General features: G+C 57.4%; 18 protein-coding genes. 11 read left to right on the forward strand and 7 right to left on the reverse strand.

All coding sequences use genetic code 11. The annotated features are described in order from the left end of the window. The first annotated feature begins 23 nt into the window (after positions 1 to 23). Both ACQ4N7_RS17615 and ACQ4N7_RS17620 read left to right on the forward strand, forming a co-directional pair. A complete protein-coding gene (locus ACQ4N7_RS17615; RefSeq protein ID WP_430712805.1) occupies positions 24 to 698 on the forward strand; it encodes a VOC family protein in 675 nt (224 codons plus the stop codon). A 41-nt stretch (positions 699 to 739) separates the two neighbouring features. Continuing rightward, positions 740 to 1213, forward strand: a complete 474-nt coding sequence (locus ACQ4N7_RS17620) for an N-acetyltransferase family protein (protein ID WP_430712806.1) — start codon at positions 740 to 742, stop codon at positions 1211 to 1213. Between the two features lie 29 nt (positions 1214 to 1242). On the opposite strand, the gene ACQ4N7_RS17625 is transcribed toward ACQ4N7_RS17620, so the two are convergent. Next, a complete protein-coding gene (locus ACQ4N7_RS17625; RefSeq protein WP_430712807.1) occupies positions 1243 to 2634 on the reverse strand; it encodes an NAD-dependent malic enzyme in 1392 nt (463 codons plus the stop codon). Between the two features lie 296 nt (positions 2635 to 2930). Here ACQ4N7_RS17625 and ACQ4N7_RS17630 point away from each other — a divergent pair, with 296 nt between their 5' ends. Then, positions 2931 to 3380: an SRPBCC domain-containing protein gene (locus ACQ4N7_RS17630; RefSeq protein WP_430712808.1), complete on the forward strand. Its 450-nt coding sequence runs from the start codon at positions 2931 to 2933 to the stop codon at positions 3378 to 3380. Between the two features lie 237 nt (positions 3381 to 3617). Here ACQ4N7_RS17630 and ACQ4N7_RS17635 read toward each other — a convergent pair whose 3' ends face one another. Together ACQ4N7_RS17635 and ACQ4N7_RS17640 are read right to left on the reverse strand one after the other, a co-directional pair. Next, the gene (locus tag ACQ4N7_RS17635) at positions 3618 to 4070 is read right to left on the reverse strand and encodes a DUF29 domain-containing protein (protein ID WP_430712809.1); all 453 of its coding nucleotides are present in this window, start codon (positions 4068 to 4070) and stop codon (positions 3618 to 3620) included. A gap of 109 nt (positions 4071 to 4179) precedes the next feature. Continuing rightward, positions 4180 to 4446, reverse strand: a complete 267-nt coding sequence (locus tag ACQ4N7_RS17640) for a hypothetical protein (RefSeq protein ID WP_430712810.1) — start codon at positions 4444 to 4446, stop codon at positions 4180 to 4182. A gap of 233 nt (positions 4447 to 4679) precedes the next feature. Between ACQ4N7_RS17640 and ACQ4N7_RS17645 the strand changes: the two genes are divergently transcribed. Continuing rightward, complete coding sequence (locus ACQ4N7_RS17645) at positions 4680 to 4835, forward strand: hypothetical protein (protein ID WP_430712811.1); 156 nt, start codon at positions 4680 to 4682, stop codon at positions 4833 to 4835. 371 nt (positions 4836 to 5206) lie between these two features. Further along, a complete protein-coding gene (locus ACQ4N7_RS17650; protein ID WP_430712812.1) occupies positions 5207 to 6466 on the forward strand; it encodes a DEAD/DEAH box helicase in 1260 nt (419 codons plus the stop codon). Positions 6467 to 6780: 314 nt separating this feature from the next. On the opposite strand, the gene ppk1 is transcribed toward ACQ4N7_RS17650, so the two are convergent. Further along, on the reverse strand, positions 6781 to 8991 hold the full coding sequence (gene ppk1, locus ACQ4N7_RS17655) for a polyphosphate kinase 1 (RefSeq protein WP_430712813.1): 2211 nt from the start codon (positions 8989 to 8991) through the stop codon (positions 6781 to 6783). A gap of 270 nt (positions 8992 to 9261) precedes the next feature. On the opposite strand from ppk1, the gene atpD reads away from it, so the two are divergent. Then, positions 9262 to 10716, forward strand: coding sequence for a F0F1 ATP synthase subunit beta (atpD, locus tag ACQ4N7_RS17660; protein WP_430712814.1), 1455 nt, complete (start codon positions 9262 to 9264; stop codon positions 10714 to 10716). 69 nt (positions 10717 to 10785) lie between these two features. Beyond that, positions 10786 to 11193 carry an ATP synthase F1 subunit epsilon gene (gene atpC / locus ACQ4N7_RS17665; RefSeq protein ID WP_430712815.1) on the forward strand — a complete coding sequence of 136 codons (408 nt, stop codon included), beginning with the start codon at positions 10786 to 10788 and terminating at the stop codon, positions 11191 to 11193. A gap of 154 nt (positions 11194 to 11347) precedes the next feature. On the opposite strand, the gene ACQ4N7_RS17670 is transcribed toward atpC, so the two are convergent. After that, positions 11348 to 11686: a 30S ribosomal protein PSRP-3 gene (locus ACQ4N7_RS17670; RefSeq protein WP_225887097.1), complete on the reverse strand. Its 339-nt coding sequence runs from the start codon at positions 11684 to 11686 to the stop codon at positions 11348 to 11350. Positions 11687 to 11733: 47 nt separating this feature from the next. On the opposite strand from ACQ4N7_RS17670, the gene ACQ4N7_RS17675 reads away from it, so the two are divergent. Next, positions 11734 to 12549: a TIGR01548 family HAD-type hydrolase gene (locus ACQ4N7_RS17675; RefSeq protein WP_430712816.1), complete on the forward strand. Its 816-nt coding sequence runs from the start codon at positions 11734 to 11736 to the stop codon at positions 12547 to 12549. A 186-nt stretch (positions 12550 to 12735) separates the two neighbouring features. On the opposite strand, the gene ACQ4N7_RS17680 is transcribed toward ACQ4N7_RS17675, so the two are convergent. Continuing rightward, positions 12736 to 13479: a DUF4114 domain-containing protein gene (locus ACQ4N7_RS17680; protein WP_430712817.1), complete on the reverse strand. Its 744-nt coding sequence runs from the start codon at positions 13477 to 13479 to the stop codon at positions 12736 to 12738. Between the two features lie 485 nt (positions 13480 to 13964). Between ACQ4N7_RS17680 and ACQ4N7_RS17685 the strand changes: the two genes are divergently transcribed. Further along, a complete protein-coding gene (locus ACQ4N7_RS17685; protein ID WP_430712819.1) occupies positions 13965 to 14909 on the forward strand; it encodes a LysR substrate-binding domain-containing protein in 945 nt (314 codons plus the stop codon). 152 nt (positions 14910 to 15061) lie between these two features. Here ACQ4N7_RS17685 and thrC read toward each other — a convergent pair whose 3' ends face one another. Further along, entirely contained in the window at positions 15062 to 16168 is a 1107-nt protein-coding gene (gene thrC, locus ACQ4N7_RS17690) for a threonine synthase (RefSeq protein WP_430712852.1), read from the reverse strand. Between the two features lie 327 nt (positions 16169 to 16495). On the opposite strand from thrC, the gene ACQ4N7_RS17695 reads away from it, so the two are divergent. Together ACQ4N7_RS17695 and ACQ4N7_RS17700 are read left to right on the forward strand one after the other, a co-directional pair. After that, positions 16496 to 16780, forward strand: a complete 285-nt coding sequence (locus ACQ4N7_RS17695; protein ID WP_430712820.1) for a hypothetical protein — start codon at positions 16496 to 16498, stop codon at positions 16778 to 16780. A 148-nt stretch (positions 16781 to 16928) separates the two neighbouring features. Continuing rightward, positions 16929 to 17807 (forward strand): hypothetical protein, encoded by an 879-nt coding sequence (locus ACQ4N7_RS17700; protein ID WP_430712821.1) that lies wholly within the window; start codon positions 16929 to 16931, stop codon positions 17805 to 17807. Positions 17808 to 17841 lie beyond the last annotated feature (34 nt).

The following is a 17841-nucleotide window of genomic DNA, read 5'->3' on the forward strand; positions in this document are numbered from 1 at the left end:
CCAGCCCAGGTGAGCACAGAGCAATGGCCTTTGAAATCGATCATCTCTTTATCTGCACCGCAGCGGGTGCCCCTGCCGCTGAAAAGCTGATCCAGTTTGGGCTAACGGAGGGCAGCGCCAACGTACATCCTGGCCAAGGTACCGCCAACCGCAGGTTCTTCTTCCACAACATGATGCTGGAATTACTGTGGGTGCACAGTGCTGCCGAGGCCCAGGCTGCAACTACCCAGCCCACCTATTTGTGGGAGCGTTGGGCCGCTCAGCAGCCCCAGACCTGTCCCTTTGGGGTGTGCCTCCGGCCGTCTGGGCACCCCGCCCCCGATGCGTTGCCGTTTTCCACCTGGGACTACCGCCCGGCCTACTTGCCGGAGGGTTTGGCGATTCCGGTGGCAACCAATGCATCAGTGTTGAGCGAACCGATGCTGTTTTACCTGCCCTTTGCCCAGCGACAAGACAAGTATACGGGGGCTAAAGCTGAGCCGTTAAACCATGCGATCGCCCTTCAAGCGGTCACTGGCGTGTCGCTAACGCTGCCCCTGTCAGCGCCGCCTTCGACCCCGCTACAGGCCGTGGCCGAGGCTGGGCTGATCACAATTCAGCCAGGGCAGAGGTATCTAATAGAAATTGACTTTGATCAAAACTCCAAAGGTCAACACCACGACTTTCGCCCGGCACTACCTCTGGTATTTCGCTGGTAGTGTCACCGCTCCGGCCCCCGTCCCTATTCAGTCATGAACCCATGCATATTCGTACGGCTACCGCATCAGATCTACCTGCCCTGGCTGCGCTGTACCGACAGACAGTGCTGGCTAATGCTCCTCAACACTACACAGCGGCCCAAACCGAGGCCTGGGCCGCCGTAGATGCTGCTACCCCTCGCTTTCGCCAGTTCATTCTAGGCGTCACCACTTACGTAGCCACAGACGAGACAGGCATGCTTGGCTTTGCGGGCCTGGGTGAAGACGGCCACGTTGCTTCAACCTACGTTCGCCATGACTGCTTACACAGGGGGATTGGGTCTACCCTGATGCAGACACTGCTAGACCATGCCGAGCGCGAGCAGATTCAGCGCCTTTACGCAGAGGCTAGTGAGTTTAGCCTGGGGTTATTCCAAAAATTTGGCTTCAGCCAGTACGACACCGAAGTGGTAAACCACAACGGGGTGCAGTTTACCCGCTATCTAGTAGAGAAAATTTTGGTCGAAACCCCGTAGGGGCACAGCCTGTTGCCTACGGGGTCTTTTCACTTTCTGGCAACGCCATCGACTCGGGCAGCGTGCTTAACGGCTGAGGCCACGGCAGCGGCAACCCGCTCGTCGAACACTGAGGGAATGATGTGCTCGTGGGTTAGCTCCTGGGGGCTAACCAGGGCCGCGATCGCATAAGCCGCCTCTAAGTACATCGATGGCGTAATCTCCTGCGCCCGACAGTCGAGCGCACCGCGCAGCACCCCAGGAAAAGCCAGCACATTGTTGATCTGGTTGGGATAGTCGCTGCGGCCCGTGGCCATCACCGCCACCTTGCCCGTCACCAGCTCGGGCTGAATTTCGGGAATCGGGTTGGCCATAGCAAACACAATTGGGTCTGCGGCCATCGAGGCCACCATCTCAACACTTACCACCCCCGGCGCGCTCACCCCCAAGAAAATGTCGGCCCCCACCATGGCGTCGGCCAGACTGCCCGACTGGTCTATGGCGAATTCTAGCTTTTGGGGATTCAAGTCGTCGCGGCTGTGGCTCAGGATGCCCTTTGAGTCGCACAGCACGATGGTGCTGGCCCCAGCTTTTTGCAGCAGTTTGGCGATCGCCACTCCCGCTGCCCCGGCCCCGTTGATCACCACCTTGACCTGGGTGAGCGATTTGTTCACCAGCTTGAGGGCGTTGATCAGCGCCGCCAGGGTGACAATGGCGGTGCCGTGCTGGTCATCATGAAACACCGGAATATCCAGCTCTTTGCGCAGCCGGGCCTCGATCTCAAAGCAGCGAGGGGCGCTGATATCTTCTAAATTGACCCCGCCAAATACAGGGGCCAGCTGCTTTACCGCCGTCACAATGGCGTCGGTATCTTGAGTGTCGAGGCAGATGGGGAAGGCGTCTAGCCCCGCAAACTTCTTAAATAGCAGCGCTTTCCCCTCCATGACGGGCAGGGCGGCGGCAGGCCCTAGGTTGCCCAGCCCCAGTACGGCGCTGCCGTCGGTGACAATCGCTACCGTGTTGCCCTTGATGGTGAGGTCAAACACGCGATCGGGGTGCTCGGCAATCTCTACGCACACCCGCCCGACGCCGGGGGTGTAGGCCATGGCCAGGTCGTCCTGGTTGTGCAGCTCGAGCTTGCTCTCAACGCTGATCTTGCCACCCTCGTGAATGGCAAAGGTGCGATCGCAGATTTCTAAAATTTCCACTTCGGCCACGGTTTTAACCGCCGCGATGATGTCTTCGACGTGGTCTTCGCTGGAGGCATCGACGTGCAGCACCCGCACCATGTCGTAGCGGCTGCGGCTGATCAGCTCAAAATCGCCCAGGTTGCCCCCCGCCTCGGCAATGGCCTGGGTAACTCGCGCCAGCATGCCGGTTTTGTTGGGCAGCTTGAGCCGTAGACTGAGACTGTAACTGGGGTTGGGGGTAAGAGTTGCCATGCCAAAACCTTTGGGCGATCGCGCCAGCGAAACAAAAATGCTGTCTTGAGGGAATGCTAAGAGTGCTCCACCTAAATAACTATCCTTTTTGAGTTCGCAAACTCGGCCTTTTGGGCCTGCTGCCGTAAACCTCTGGATTCAGTAGTTAGCTGGAACACTCTAAGACTAACCTCCCAGTTTAAGCGACTGAGCCGCCTGATCAACTGGGCCTCCCTCCTCTGCACATCCCCAGTGTGTGTGAAGATAGCAGTAGCGACTGTTACCCACGCACGGTTCCTGGCTACCCCCTCACTGCCATGCCCAGCCTCTACAGCGAAGTCACCATCAACGCTCCCCGTTTTGCCGTTTGGGATGCCCTTGTGCGCAAAGAAGAGTGGCATCGCTGGAACACCTTTCTCTACGACTGCGACCCCAACCGGCCCATTCGTCCCGGCGGCGAAATCTTCCTGGCCCTGCGGCGCTTAGAGGGTGAAGACGAGACCGAGTTTCAGCCCCGCATCCTGGCGGTGCAGCCCAACCACTACCTGCGGTGGATTTCCACCGGCCCTGGTTTCAAAAGCGAGCATGTCTTTGAGCTAGAAGACGTTGGCCCCAACCGCACCAAATACATTCACCAGGAGCGCATTTCTGGTGTTCTCTCTCGCATGTTTCTGCCCTTCATTCGCCGCGACGAAAAAGAAGGCATTCGTCGGATGGCGCGGCAGATTAAGCGCTACGTCGAGCATCACTATCGCAGGCAGTGGTGAGCAGGGAGTGGGTGAGTAGGTGGGTAGGCGGGTGGATGAGTAGGCAGATGAAACCAAATCCAAGTTCAAAAAAACTGGATCAAAACAGGTATCCCGTAGGGGCAAACGGTCATTTGCCCTCAACTAAACGGGGTGCAGGTACCCAAGGTTGAGTATGTGAAGGCAATCGAGCGAGTAGGATTGAGGCGAAACCTTTGACCGGCCCTCGATAGACGTCTTTACAGCCCAAATTACGGATTAAGGCAAAAAACCTTTGGTCATAATCTGGCTGACGGTGTAAGGACAATCTTTAGGAAAGGCCATTTCAGACAAGCCAGTTTCTGCTGCCGCTCGTTCTACAGCGTTTTCATAGGCTCTGGTGAATATGGTTTCTAAGTAAGGCTTTAGGCTAGGCGATGCCTCCAAGCCATCCTCTAGACGCTGGCGGTGTTCAACGATACTTGCCTTCCAGCTATTGCTTTGTTTGTCAGGCTGAAACTGCCATTTCAGCAAATGTAGGAGCAAAATCACCAGGTTACTTTTTAGACGTTGTCGCTCCCGTCGTCCCATGTCTTCAATTTCTTCGATCACGTTTTCCCAGTCGATCGCGCCATAATCCCTGCGCTTGAGGGCGGCGGCAGTGGCTTCTAGCCAGCTGAGGTAGTCGGCTTCGTATAGAGAAATCGCTGAGGCGGGCCGAGCTGGGGTCATGCGATCGCCAAGAAACACGCTTAATTGGCCACAGTCTAACATTTACCCCTGAGGCTCCAGTGGTAGGAACCTCAGGGGTAAATGCTGAAATTGGGAGAGCTTTCTCGGCCTACGAATCGCTAAACACGTAGCGGGTAAGCACCCGCATTGACTCCTGCTGGCGATCGGTGGGAATGGGTTTACTCCACTCAATTGAGTCAGAGAAACCCACATGGCTCATTTCTAAAATCACTCGATTTACCGCCGTCGGACGGCCAATGACGAGAATGCGAACTTTGTCGCGCTGGTCAAAGACTGGCCCTTTAGAGCCATCGCCTGTAGAAGGCGTTGCTTCATCTTCCGATGGAGTGCTGGCGTATAAGAAGGTTTTAGGCATAGTGGGTTACTGGATAGGGGGTTCAACATACAGCTGCGGTGACGACTCAGGCAGTGGTTAAAACGTTGAATACCCTGTGGGGAAACGGCTACAGGCGAATTCCCAGGCATCAAGGCACACCTATCCCCAGCGTATTCACAATACCGAAAAGCGGAGGTCTGGCTAGGGGAATTTGCAGAGGCTTTAAAGTTGAGAACGAGCGCTAATTCGTCAGATATGGCCCAGGATTCTGAGTGAAGGTTGAATCTGCCCTGATACTGTTTTTGACGACATTTTTTGGCCTTATCGGAGCTTTGCACAGGCAGGGGAAAAAGCTGACAAAAGATTTTAGCGCAGCTGATTTGGGCGCGATCGCAGTTACAGCCCTGACCCAAGTGCTTAAAGCATGAGTCAGTTATCAATTGCTAAAAGCTGGTGTGCTAAAAGCTGGTGGTCACAAAACCCGATCAGCTGTCTGGCTTGCAGTGGTCGAGGGGTTCTTGCCAAAGCCGCCCTTACCTGTAGGGCGCTTGAGGTGCCACTATTTTGCCCCCCTCAGTCCCCTTCTCTTCGAGGTGGCTATGTGTCACCAAGCTGAATTATCTGCCGTCAAACCTATTTACCAAACTTATCTGCTAGGATGTAGCTTCGCCAGCCATCCGGTCTGAGCTGGCCAACAGAATTTGCTTAGCAGCCATTCTTTTGATTACAGTTCTCTGCTCTTATGACTGGGCCCAGGTAGTTGATTTGGGATAGGGGCACCATTCGGAGCAAAAATTAAATGACATTTGAGCAACTCGGTCTTGCGGCCGGTCTACTTCGCGCGGTTGCCGATCAGGGCTACACTTCGCCAACCCCCATTCAAGAAAAGGCGATCCCCGCGATTTTAGACGGACAAGACATCCTTGCCAGTGCCCAAACGGGGACCGGCAAAACGGCGGGCTTTACCCTGCCCCTGCTGCAGCGGCTAGCCGAAACTAAAACGACGGGGCGACGCATGCCTCGTGCCCTCATTCTTACCCCCACTCGCGAGCTGGCCGCCCAGGTCGGTGACAGCGTCACCACCTACGGTAAGCACCTGCCCTTTCGCGCTGCGATGATCTATGGCGGCGTTAGCTTTGGCGGCCAGATTCGCCAGCTGCGCCAGGGCGTCGATATCTTAATTGCCACCCCCGGTCGCCTGCTCGACCACGTTGGCCAGGGCACCATTGACCTCAGCGCTGTGGAAATTTTGGTGCTGGATGAGTGCGATCGCATGCTTGACATGGGTTTTATCCACGACATCCGCAAAATCATGGGCCGCCTGCCTGACGAGCGCCAGACCCTGATGTTTTCGGCCACCTTCTCAAAGCCGATTCAGCAGCTGGCCCACACTCTGCTGAAGTCGCCGGTGCAAATTGAGGTAGCCCCGCGCAACACCACGGCTGAGCGGGTCGAGCAGGTGGTGCACCCCGTCGATCGCCATCGCAAGCGGGAACTGCTGTCGCACATGATTGGTTTTTACAACTGGGAGCAGGTGCTAGTGTTTACCCGCACCAAGCACGGGGCCAACCGCCTAGCCGAGCAGCTGGCCAAAGACGGCCTTAAAACCGCCGCCATTCACGGCAACAAAACCCAGGCGGCCCGCGCCCGCGCCCTCAAAGACTTCAAACAGGGCCGCGTGCGGGTGCTGGTGGCTACCGACGTGGCCTCTCGCGGCATCGATATCGACCAGTTGCCCTACGTGGTCAACTTTGAGCTGCCCAACGTGCCCGAAGACTATGTACACCGCATTGGCCGCACCGGGCGGGCGGGGAATGAAGGCCGCGCCGTATCGCTGATTAGCGACGATGAGCTACCCCTGCTGATGGGGATTGAGCGCCTGCTCAAGCAGTCGATCACTCAAGATATCGTGCCCGGCTACGAACCCTCCTTTTCCTCGGATACGACGACGGTGAGGGCTGCGGGTGCTCCCAGCAAGCCTCGGCGTCGGCCTCGGCGTCGCAGTGGCGGCAGCAGCGGCAACAGCGCCCCTCGCCGGGCTGGGGCTGGGGCAAGGTAAGCCCAGCTTTACGTATCGGCTTTAGCCGAACCACAAACGTCCCCCTGTGCTGCTTGATCTGAGTACAGGGGGACGTTTGGTTAGCAGGGGCTTATACCAAATCTTGTCTGTGTATCCCCGGTTTGTAGGGGCATTGCACTGCAATGCTCTCTACGAGGTATCGGTTTCAAATCAGGGTTGTGTGACTCGAATTTGACATTCTACGAAATCCGATTGGGTAAGCCCTAATTCATGATCTAGGAATCTCGTAGGGGGCAGCACGCTGTACCCCTACAATTTGGGGTAGTCATCCGGGATTTGCTTTAATCAGCAAGCTAAAGTTGGCGATCGCGCTTCAGCGCGTAGGCCATCAGCGTTGCGTGGGTGCCGCGCTCCTCCTCACCTTTTTGGGGGCGGCGCTGGACAAACGTGCCGTCGGCGGCCATTTCCCACGCCTGGCGGTTGTCGGCTAGCAGCACGTCGAGAATGGTCTGTAGCTCTTTAATCAGGGTGGGGTCTTCGATGGGCACTACGGCCTCTACCCGGCGATCGAGGTTGCGCGTCATCCAGTCGGCGCTGCCAATGTAGTACTCGGGCTGACCACTGTTGTGAAAGTAGAAAATGCGAGAGTGCTCTAGAAACTGACCAATCACGCTAATGACGCGAATATTTTCGCTCACCCCCGGCATGCCAGGCCGCAGGCAGCAAATGCCGCGCACGATCAGATCGATCTCGACGCCCGCCTGGGAGGCCTCGTAAAGTAGCCGAATAATGCGAGCATCCACCAGGGAATTCATCTTGGCGACAATTTTGCCCTGGTCACCCTTGTGGGCGTGATCGATCTCGCGGCGAATCAGCGCTTCCATGCGATCGCGCAGGGTCAGCGGTGCCACCAGCAGCTTGCGGTAGGCCTTCTGGCGCGAGTAGCCGGTGAGAAAGTTAAATAGATCGGTCAGGTCAGCACCCAACTCCTCCTGACAGCTCAGCAGCCCCAGGTCGGTATACAGCTTTGAGGTTTTGGGGTTGTAGTTACCGGTGCCAATATGCACGTAGCGGCGAATTTCGCTGCCCTCTTCGCGCACGACCAGCGTGGTTTTGGTATGGGTTTTGAGCCCGACGATACCGTAGACCACGTGCACCCCGGCGTCTTCAAGCTTTTTGGCCCACTCAATGTTGTTGGCTTCGTCAAAACGGGCCTTGAGTTCGACCAGCGCCACCACCTGCTTGCGGTTTTCTGCCGCCGCAATCAGCGCTTTGACAATGGGCGAGTCGCCCGAGGTGCGGTAGAGGGTCATTTTGATCGCCAGCACCTTGGGGTCGTTAGCCGCCTGGGTAATAAACTCCTGCACCGAGGTTTTAAACGACTCGTAGGGATGGTGCACCAGAATATCGCCGTCCCGCAGCGTGTCAAAAATGTTGGGGGGATGCTCGGAGTAGCTGCGATTGCCGTCCTCGTCGAGGTCTACGATCGGCTTGAGCCGGGGCGGCACCAGCGCTGACCAGGGCTTTTCCTTTAGCTCCGGCAGGGGCAGCGACATAAAAAAGAATAGATCTTTGAGGTTGAGCAGCCCGTCGATGTCGTAGACGCGATCGCCATCCACTCTTAACTCGCGCATCAGCCCTTCCTTGAGATCGGGGGGCATGGTGCTCTCTAGCTCGACCCGACAGACAAAGCCCTCTAGCCGCCGCTTGTTGATCTCTTTTTCGATTGCAATCAGTAAGTCATCGGCCTCATCTTCTAAAACCGGGAAGTCGGCATCCCGAGTAATGCGAAACAGGTGGTGCCCCACAATGGTCATGCCCGGAAACAAGGAGCCCAGGTTTTCGGCAATCACCTGCTCTAGCGGCACGCCAATCCAAAGGCAGGGTTCACCTTTGTGAGTACACAGCGGCTCGGGCATGCCCACAAAGCGAGGCAGGCTGCTCGGCACCTTAACTCGGGCAAAGCGCTCAACCCCGGTATCTGGGTCGGCCACCGTCACCGCCAGGTTCAGGCTCAGGTTCGACAGGCGGGGAAAGGGGTGCGATGGGTCAACGCTGAGGGGCGTCAGCACCGGAAAGATGCGCTTCTCAAAGTAGTCCTTTAGATAAAACCTCTGCTCTTTACTGAGGTCGCGGTAGTTTTGTAGGTAAACCCCATGCTCTCTCAGCGCTGGCAATAGCTCGTGCTTAAAGGTCTGGTGCTGCAGCTGCACTTTTTCGACCAGGTGCGATCGCATCACCTCTAGCTGCTTTACTGGCGTCAGCTTGTCGGGCGTCTCAGGGTGAACTCCGGCCTCCGCCTGATCCATCACCCCGGAAATGCGCACCATAAAAAATTCGTCCAGATTGGCGCTGTAGATCGCTAAAAACTTCAGTCGCTCCAGCAGCGGCGTGCGGGGGTCAAGGGCCTCGTGCAGCACCCGCTCATTAAACCCCAGCCAGCTCACCTCACGGTTAATGTAGTAGCGCGAATCGCTGAGATCAACGTCCTGTTCTGCCCTCTGCGCTGGCCCTTGCTCTGCTTTCTGCTCCGCCCCCTTCTCTAAGCGCTCAGCCTTTGTCATTGCGGTGTCTACGCCCCAATTTGGTCTATGAGGGTATTTTAATGATTCAATCTGATGGTTTGGTTAAGGGATAAAGCCACGCCACCGGCCATCTCACCAAAGCGATCGCCCCGCCTGGGCAGGCCAAAACCCTAGAGGTTTAGATAAAGTCAGCGCGATCGTCAGTAGGCTGTCACGCTCTAGTGATACTCTGAATGGTGGCGCTTTAAAACGTAACAGTCACTCAATAAAGCGACCAAAACAGCTGATCATACGAGATAGGCGCAAGGCATGGTCACCACAGCAGAAAAAACAAACGTTGGTTACGTCACGCAAGTCATTGGTCCCGTCGTAGACATCAAGTTTCCGGCCGGCGAAATGCCCAAGATCTACAATGCTCTCCGCATCGAGGGCACCAACCCCGCCGGTAATGACGTTGCCGTTACCTGCGAAGTACAACAGCTTTTAGGCGATTCCCAGGTTCGAGCCGTGTCGATGAGCTCGACCGACGGCTTGGTGCGGGGCATGAAGGCCGTAGACTTAGGCGCTCCCATCAGCGTGCCCGTAGGCGCAGCTACCCTGGGGCGCATTTTCAACGTGCTGGGTGAACCCGTTGACGAAAAAGGCCCCGTCAACGTCGAGACGACCTCCCCCATCCACCGATCAGCGCCTAAGTTCACCGAGCTAGAAACTCAGCCTTCGGTGTTTGAAACCGGCATTAAAGTGATTGACCTGCTGGCTCCCTACCGTCGTGGCGGTAAAGTTGGCCTGTTTGGCGGTGCAGGCGTAGGCAAAACCGTACTCATTCAAGAACTGATTAACAATATTGCTAAAGCCCACGGCGGTGTGTCAGTGTTTGGTGGGGTGGGCGAGCGCACCCGCGAAGGCAACGACCTCTACAACGAATTCATCGAATCGGGCGTTATCAATGCCGATGACCTCAGCCAGTCGAAGGTAGCCCTGGTCTACGGTCAGATGAACGAACCCCCTGGGGCGCGTATGCGAGTGGCTCTCTCGGCGCTAACCATGGCCGAGTATTTCCGCGACGTCAACAAGCAAGACGTGCTGCTGTTCATCGACAACATCTTCCGCTTTGTGCAGGCGGGCTCTGAGGTGTCGGCACTGCTGGGCCGCATGCCCTCCGCTGTGGGCTACCAGCCCACCCTGGGTACCGACATGGGCGACCTGCAAGAGCGCATCACCTCTACCCTAGAGGGGTCGATTACCTCTATTCAGGCGGTGTACGTGCCTGCGGACGACCTCACCGACCCCGCTCCGGCCACCACCTTTGCTCACCTTGACGCCACTACGGTGCTGTCTCGGGCGCTGGCGTCTAAGGGCATCTACCCCGCCGTAGATCCCCTCGACTCGGCTTCTACCATGCTTCAGCCCAGCGTGGTGGGCGAAGAGCACTACGCAACCGCTCGGGCCGTGCAGTCGACCCTACAGCGCTACAAAGAGCTGCAGGATATCATCGCCATTCTCGGTCTTGATGAGCTTTCTGAAGACGATCGCTTGGTGGTCGCCCGCGCCCGTAAAATTGAGCGCTTCCTGTCTCAGCCCTTCTTCGTGGCTGAGGTGTTCACGGGTGCTCCTGGTAAGTACGTCTCCCTGGAAGACAGCATCAAGGCCTTCAACCAGATTCTCTCCGGCGATCTAGACGAAATTCCTGAGCAGTGCTTCTACCTCAAGGGCGGCATTGAAGAAGTGCTAGAAGCCTACGACAAGATCAAGGCTGAAAAGTAAGCTCTGTCGGGGGCAGGTAAGCTACCTGCCCCCAGTCCCGTGTGATAGATAACCTATTTCATCCTTGTTATGGCATTAACCGTTCGTGTAATTGCCCCAGACAAAACCGTCTGGGACTCTGAGGCCGAAGAGGTCATTTTGCCCAGCACTACCGGTCAGCTGGGTATCTTAGCTGGCCACGCCCCACTGCTAACGGCCTTAGATGTAGGGGTAATGCGGGTCAGATCTGACAAAGAGTGGGTGCCCATTGCGCTCATGGGCGGCTTCGCCGAAGTTGACAGCAACGAAGTGATCATTCTGGTCAACGGGGCTGAGCGCGGCGATGCGATCGACACGGCAAAAGCCCAAGCGGCCTATCAAGAAGCCGAAACCCGCCTGAACGAGGTCGATCCTGAGGACAAGCAGGCTACCATTCAAGCTCGTCAGGGTCTGAAGCGGGCTCGGGCTCGGCTTCAGGCCGCCGGAGGGCTCAAGTAACCCTCCTGGTTTGCCTATCTAAAAAGCCCACGGCCTTGATAAAAACCAAGGCCGTGGGCTTTTTGTTAACGTTAATGCCCTGGCTAGGGCATAACGCGAGGAATGTAGCCTGTACCGAGAGCTGCTGGTGAGAACCCGCGCCTCGGTACAGCCATCACGAGCTACCGGTAAACGTGATCTCGGGAAAGCGGTCTTGGGCTTCGGTGAGGGGTTTACCCTTACCTTCCTCCTGCCAATAGTTAATGATCTCGGTGGCCTGGTTGAGAATTTCAACCCGCTCTTCTTCCTCGATCCAGGGCTTTCCCTCTAGCTCGGTTTTCATTTGTTCCCAGGCATCGTTACGGGGCCAGAAGAAATAAGAGGTGAGCGGGCTGGTGCCCTTACCTACCACCTGATCAACTGCCAGCGCAACGTCATTTTCTAGCCAGAGTACTTTTAGGACAAATCTGGACAAGTAGACCTCCGCCGCAATTCCAAAAATACTACAGTCTATAATCCTATCACCTCAACTCCCTCAACTCTACCCCAAGTATACATACCATGACTTCCTCGGCTGCTCTCCGCGCGATCGCGGTGTTTGATATTGATGGCGTACTGCGGGATGTCGGTAATTCTTACCGTCGCGCCCTGGCCGATACCGTGGAGGAATTTACTGGCGGCGGGTATCGACCCTCGACCGAAGACATTGACCGCCTCAAGGGGGAAGGCATTTGGAACAACGACTGGGAAGGATCGCAGGAGCTGGTCTACCGCTACTTTGAAGCTCAAGGCAAACGCCGAGAAACCGTTGCCCTCGACTACGACGACATTGTTGAGTTCTTTCAGGGGCGCTACCGGGGGCCGCACCCCACCGACCCCAACCAGTGGACCGGCTACATTACCCAGGAGCCTCTGCTGGTCGAAAAATCGTACTTTGAAAATTTGACCCGCGATCGCATTGCCTGGGGATTCTTCAGCGGCGCTACCCGGGGCTCAGCTAACTTTGTGCTGCAGCGTCGCCTGGGCCTGAGGGCACCGCTGCTGGTGGCGATGGAAGATGCTCCCGGCAAGCCCGACCCCACTGGGCTGATGCAGGTGGCCGACCAATTAATCCCACGAGGTTCAGGGCTCGATGGTCTACCTATTATCTATGTGGGCGACACGGTTGCCGACATGCAGACCGTTGCGAGGGCCAAAACCGCCTATGCCCAGCGGTGGTGGCTGGGCATAGGCGTGCTGCCGCCCCACATCGTCGCCAGCGATGACGCTTACCGCGCTGACTATCACGATGCGCTTAAAAGGGCTGGGGCCGATCGGGTCATTAGTCGGGTGACCGAGCTTACCGCTGACTATATTCAGGCTCTGATACAGGCCTGAGAGCCCCAGTGTAATGGCTGCGCTGGGTGATGGCTGCGCTGAGAGCTGGCGATCGTGGTCTAGTACTCGCCGAAAAGAACTGGCTAAAAAGAAAACGGGAGGTGAGTTATCTCACCTCCCGTCTACCATCAGGGTGCATCACTTTGACAGAAGGCGCTATCAGCGCCTTGAGCTAGCTCGATTGAGCTATTCTGCGGCCACTTTGCGGCGACGCAGGGTGGTAAAGCCACCAACGCCTAGGGCTAGTATGCCCAAAAGAGCAGAGGGTTCAGGCACATCTTCGGCAGGCGGTGCCCCATGCTGAATGCCGCGCACCGCAAAGATCACGTCGTTGTAGTCGCGATCGCCGCCGCCGACAATATCCTCAAAGCCCAGGATGATCCAGTCTTTGTGCTGAAAGGCCACGACGTGCTGAAGACCATTGGGGTTGGCGGCGTTGTTGGTGCCCAGCATAGTAGTGCCGCCGTTCTTGCCGTCCGACTTAATCATAAAGTCGAGCTGGGTAGCGCCGACAAACCCACCCAGGCTGACGCCTTGGCCCAGCGCCAGCGGGCCGTTCTTTTCGCTCAGCTTGCTGTCGGGAGACGAGATATCGTCAAAGATTTTGCCGTCGCTGATCAGGCTGCCGGAGCTGTCTTTAGCTGTATAAAAGAGCTGGTTACGGTAGCCTGCGCCCTCGTTGATAAAGTACACCTCAACAGGGTCTACCCCATTCCAAAACAGCTTGCTGGTATCGAGCTGGTACTGAGATAGAAAGCTCTGGGAGAGGGCATTGGCCTCGTTATTAATCAGCTTTTTCAGCTCTTCTAGCGTGGTAGAAGACTCCAGCAGATTGAGTGACTTGAGGTTGTCAAAGCCGAGACTGGTAGAGAACTGGTTGGGAGTAAGACCGGCTGTGGGTAGTTGGGCTTGGGCGGGGGCAGTAGCCACAACGCTAACAGATACTGCGGCTGCCGCCGCGAGCCCTGCTTCTAAAAGGTGACGATTGAAAAACATCTCCTGGTACCTAGTTAGTAATTGAGTGTGGTTACATCGGACACCCGCCGCTAGGGGAGGGTAAGGTGAGCAGACTGGTCCACAGTTGCGGCCTAGGGCTACTCTTGGGCCAGCTCAAAGACTGGCACAGTATGGTTCTAATCTACTTGTCTGTCTGCGGCCTGGCCTGAGTAGATACCACAGTTCATAAATAAAACTTCCGTGACTTAGTTGGTGAACTAGGTAAAAAGTATGGCCAAAAATACGGATGGCGCTGGCATCATGGCCCGCTCCAATGCTCTTAGGAACCGCAGGTGAAACTGTCTTGCAGTTGGGGATGCCGCAGAGGCGGCAGAAAATCTTGGGAAATGTCTATCGCCCAGGGCCATTCAGGGGTTAGTGTCTAGGTCTAGCCTATCTGAATCACGTAGGACAGCACAATGGCTAAAGCTGACCCCCATCGACTCAAACTCTCACAGCTGCGGGCGCTAGTGGCCATTGCCGATCAGGGATCCTTTAGCGATGCGGCGCTGCATCTAGATCTGTCTCAGTCGGCGGTGAGCCACGCCATCGCCACCCTGGAGGAGGAGCTAGGGGTGCTGCTGCTCAATCGGGGTCGGCAGGGGGCCGTGCTGACTCCGGTGGGCGAACAAATAATTGAGGAGGCGCGGCAGGTGCTGCGATCGCTCCACAGCCTGTGCCACAAAGCCGATCAGGCTAAGGGGCTGGAAACGGGCGAAGTGCGGATTGCGGCCTTTCGCAGCGTAGCCACCCACATTCTGCCCGAGGTGATTCGTCAGTTTCGGCAGCAGTTTCCGGGCGTGGCCATTACAATCGACGAAAAATTTCACTACGAAATGGTTGAAAGCGACCTGCGCCAGGGGCGGGCCGACGTGGGGTTTACCTACCTGCCCACCCAGGCCGAATTTGACCAATGGGAGCTGCTGCGCGATCGCTACATTGCGCTGCTGCCGACTGGTTCGCCCACGACCTCTCAGCCGATGACCTGGGCCGACCTGGCGGCCCACCCGCTGATTTTGCCGCCCCCCGACGACGGCGACAGGCAGTATGTCGATCGCCTGCTGCAGCGATCGGGGCAGCACATACAGCCAGCCTATGTCGTGCGCGAAGACTCGACTATTCTCAGCATGGTCGAACGGGGGCTAGGCGCAACGATTATGGCCTCACTGGCCGCGGAGCCGATCCCGCCTGGGCTTCGGGTCGTAGAGTTGCCCCAGCCGCTAGAGCGAATCATTGGGATGATTGTGCTGCGCGAAGCCCTGCTGCCGCCGCCGGTATATGCCTTTTTAGACCGGCTCAAGGCCATTTGGCCTCAGGTGCGATCGGGGCCATCGTCCGATATTCTGGCGGCTGAGAAGCGGTAGCCCCAGGGCGGCTCGTCCATTAAAAAGCCCCAGCGCTGGGCCGGGGCAGAGGGTCGTTGTTGTTTTGGAGGGACGCTGAACGCTGTTCGCAGTCTCCAGCTATAGCTACAGGTCACCTGAGTCAGTTTACGGATGAAACGCAGACTTTATTGTCAGAACCCCATTGCCCTGGCCAGGGTAGCGGTATCGGGGTTGAGACCGCCCTTCACCTGGTTGTTGCTGTGGGCGATCGCGGTATCTGGGTCTTTTAACCCGTTGCCGGTGAGCACGCAGACGATGTTAGCCCCGGCGGGCACCTGATCTTTGACTTTCAATAGCCCAGCTACTGAGGCGGCGCTGGCGGGTTCGCAAAAAACACCTTCCAGGGCCAGCAGACGATAGGCGTCTAAAATTTCGTCGTCGGTAACGGCATTGAACGTGCCCTGGCTGGCGTCGCGCACCGCTTCAGCCTTAGTCCAGCTGGCCGGGTTGCCAATGCGAATGGCGGTAGCCAGAGTTTGCGGGTCGCTCACCACATGACCGCTGACGAGCGGAGCGGCCCCAGCGGCCTGAAAGCCCATCATGCGGGGTAGGCGGCTGCACTTGCGCTGCTGGTGGTACTCGCAGAACCCCATCCAGTAGGCGGTGATATTGCCCGCATTGCCCACCGGAATGCAGAGCCAGTCGGGAGCGTCGCCCAGGGCATCGACTACCTCAAAGGCTCCGGTTTTTTGCCCCTCTAGGCGGTAGGGGTTGACTGAGTTGACCAGGGTAATGGGGTAATCCTTCGCCAGCTCGCGCACCATGGTCAGGGCATCGTCAAAGTTGCCGTTGATAGCCAGCACTTCAGCGCCGTAGAGCAAGGCCTGAGCCAGTTTGCCAAGGGCCACGTAGCCGTCGGGAATGAGCACGAAGGCCCGCATGCCGCCCCGGCGGGCGTAGGCGGCAGCGGCGGCGGAGGTATTACCGGTACTGGCGCAGATAACGGCCTCAGCTCCGGCCTCCTTGGCCTTAGAAATAGCCATGGTCATGCCCCGGTCTTTGAAGCTGCCGGTGGGGTTGAGGCCGTCGTACTTGACCCAAACTTTGACATCTTTGCCAATGTGCCCTGCCAGGCTCGGCATTGGAATTAGGGGGGTGTTGCCCTCGCATAGGGTGACCACCGGAGTTTGATCTGTCACAGGCAGGTAGGCTCGGTAGGCCTCAATGAGCCCGGGCCAGGGCTGTAGCCCGGTGGCCTGGGGCCGAGAGACTGGGGTGGTGGCAGCGGCAGGATTTATGCTTAGGGTCACGGTAGGTCTAAAGTACTAATAATTGAGAAGGTTAATGTTTGAGAGCGTTGCAGGCCCAGGGGATCGGCAGCTCGACCCGAACACCAGCTTTTTGTTTTCTAGTTTACCGTGAGCCTTGACCTCAGCGGATCAAGTGCCGTAGTTTTGCCGGGGTAACTGGGGAGTCGGCTTGACCAAGCCGCTATCCGGTTTGCAAACTGCCCAGGTTAAACCAAATGGCCGGAAGGGATTGGTTTAAGATTGCCCTCTGGACAGTAGGGTTAAAATGCCTTAACTTTCTGACTGAGTACAATTTCCTATCGTATTACTTCTCCTATGAACGCCCCCCTAGACCAAGCCAATGCTGAAGCTGCTGCTCCATCTAGTAAGACAGCCTTGAGGGCAGCGCCAGAGTTAGCCTTCGGGGCTGCAGGGCGTGAGACGACCCCCGCCCTCGACGACAAAATTTGCTGGATTGAGGTGCACCAGGCCCCTTACCCTCCCAATCAGCAGGTGGAGCTGTTGCACCTGCAGGCTGAGGCCGAGGCTCTGCTTCTACAGCTACAGGCCATGCACCAGCGGCGGCATAGAACCCGCGCGATCGCGGCCGAAAACGTTTAACCGCGCCTCAGGGTCGAAAGTTGATATTGCGCTTGGGATCACGCTGCGATCGCATGCCCTAGCCGTAGCGATACTAAAGTGCGCTCGAAATGCGCCACTTTCTGCAGAATTCGCTAATGTTAGGAGAAAATTGTGGGGAGATGCTGCGATGACCTACTCTGCCAAGCCCAGGCCAGCTGGGGAAACTAAGCTCAACGGCCTGTCTAAGCGCAAGCTGTACGCCGCTATTTCGGGTGGTTTGCTGCTGGCGATCGCCGCAGGGGCAGCGCTCAAACTCACGATGGGCAGCTCTAGTCCTGAGGCGGCTGGGGTAGATTCCGAAAACTCTGACCTGATGGCCACCGACACGGCCTCGGCTGATCCCCAGGAAGCGCTGGTACCCCAAACTGACGAATCAGCGACGCCGTTTCAGTCCAAGCCTTTCTTCCAGCCTTCGGCCCCTCTGCGTTTGGCCGAGCCTAACCTGCTGCGCTCAACCTCTTCCCAGGCTCGGGTCGAAGCCGTGGCGGCGGGTCGTCCTGACCCCTTTGCCTCGGTGGTGCTGCCTGGCCCCAAAGCCTCGCGCCCTACCCCAGCGGCGGCTGCGCTAACGCCGGTACCGGCCGCTGTCGCGTCTAGGGGGCTGCCGACGGTGCCCGTAGTGGCTACCCAGAGCCTACCCCCTCTGCCCCAGGCTCCAGCTCAGTCGGTGGCGTTGCCCAATTTGCCTGCTCCCTTCCTGCCGGGTAGCGTGCCCCCCCTCCCCACCGATATTGCGGTTGCCCCCACCGGCAGCCCAGTATTTCAAAACCTGGTTGATCAGGTCGTCGTCAGCGGCGTGGTGCAGGTGGGCAGCGGCGTCAGCGTGATTGTGACCGAGCCGGGCAGCACCGTGAGCCGTCGAGTCAGCCAGGGCGATATGCTGGCAGGCGGGCGGATCAAAGTTAAGTCGGTCGATATGTCTGGGCAAGAGCCTGTGGTGATCATGACCTATGAGGGGCAAGACTACACCCGCACCGTAGGCGCACCCATGGTTAGCTCGCTGTAGCGTCGCCCTGTAGCCTTATTTTGAAGGATAGATA

Origin of the sequence: Nodosilinea sp. AN01ver1, assembly GCF_050565655.1 — a bacterium.
Taxonomy (GTDB): Bacteria; Cyanobacteriota; Cyanobacteriia; order Phormidesmidales; family Phormidesmidaceae; genus Nodosilinea.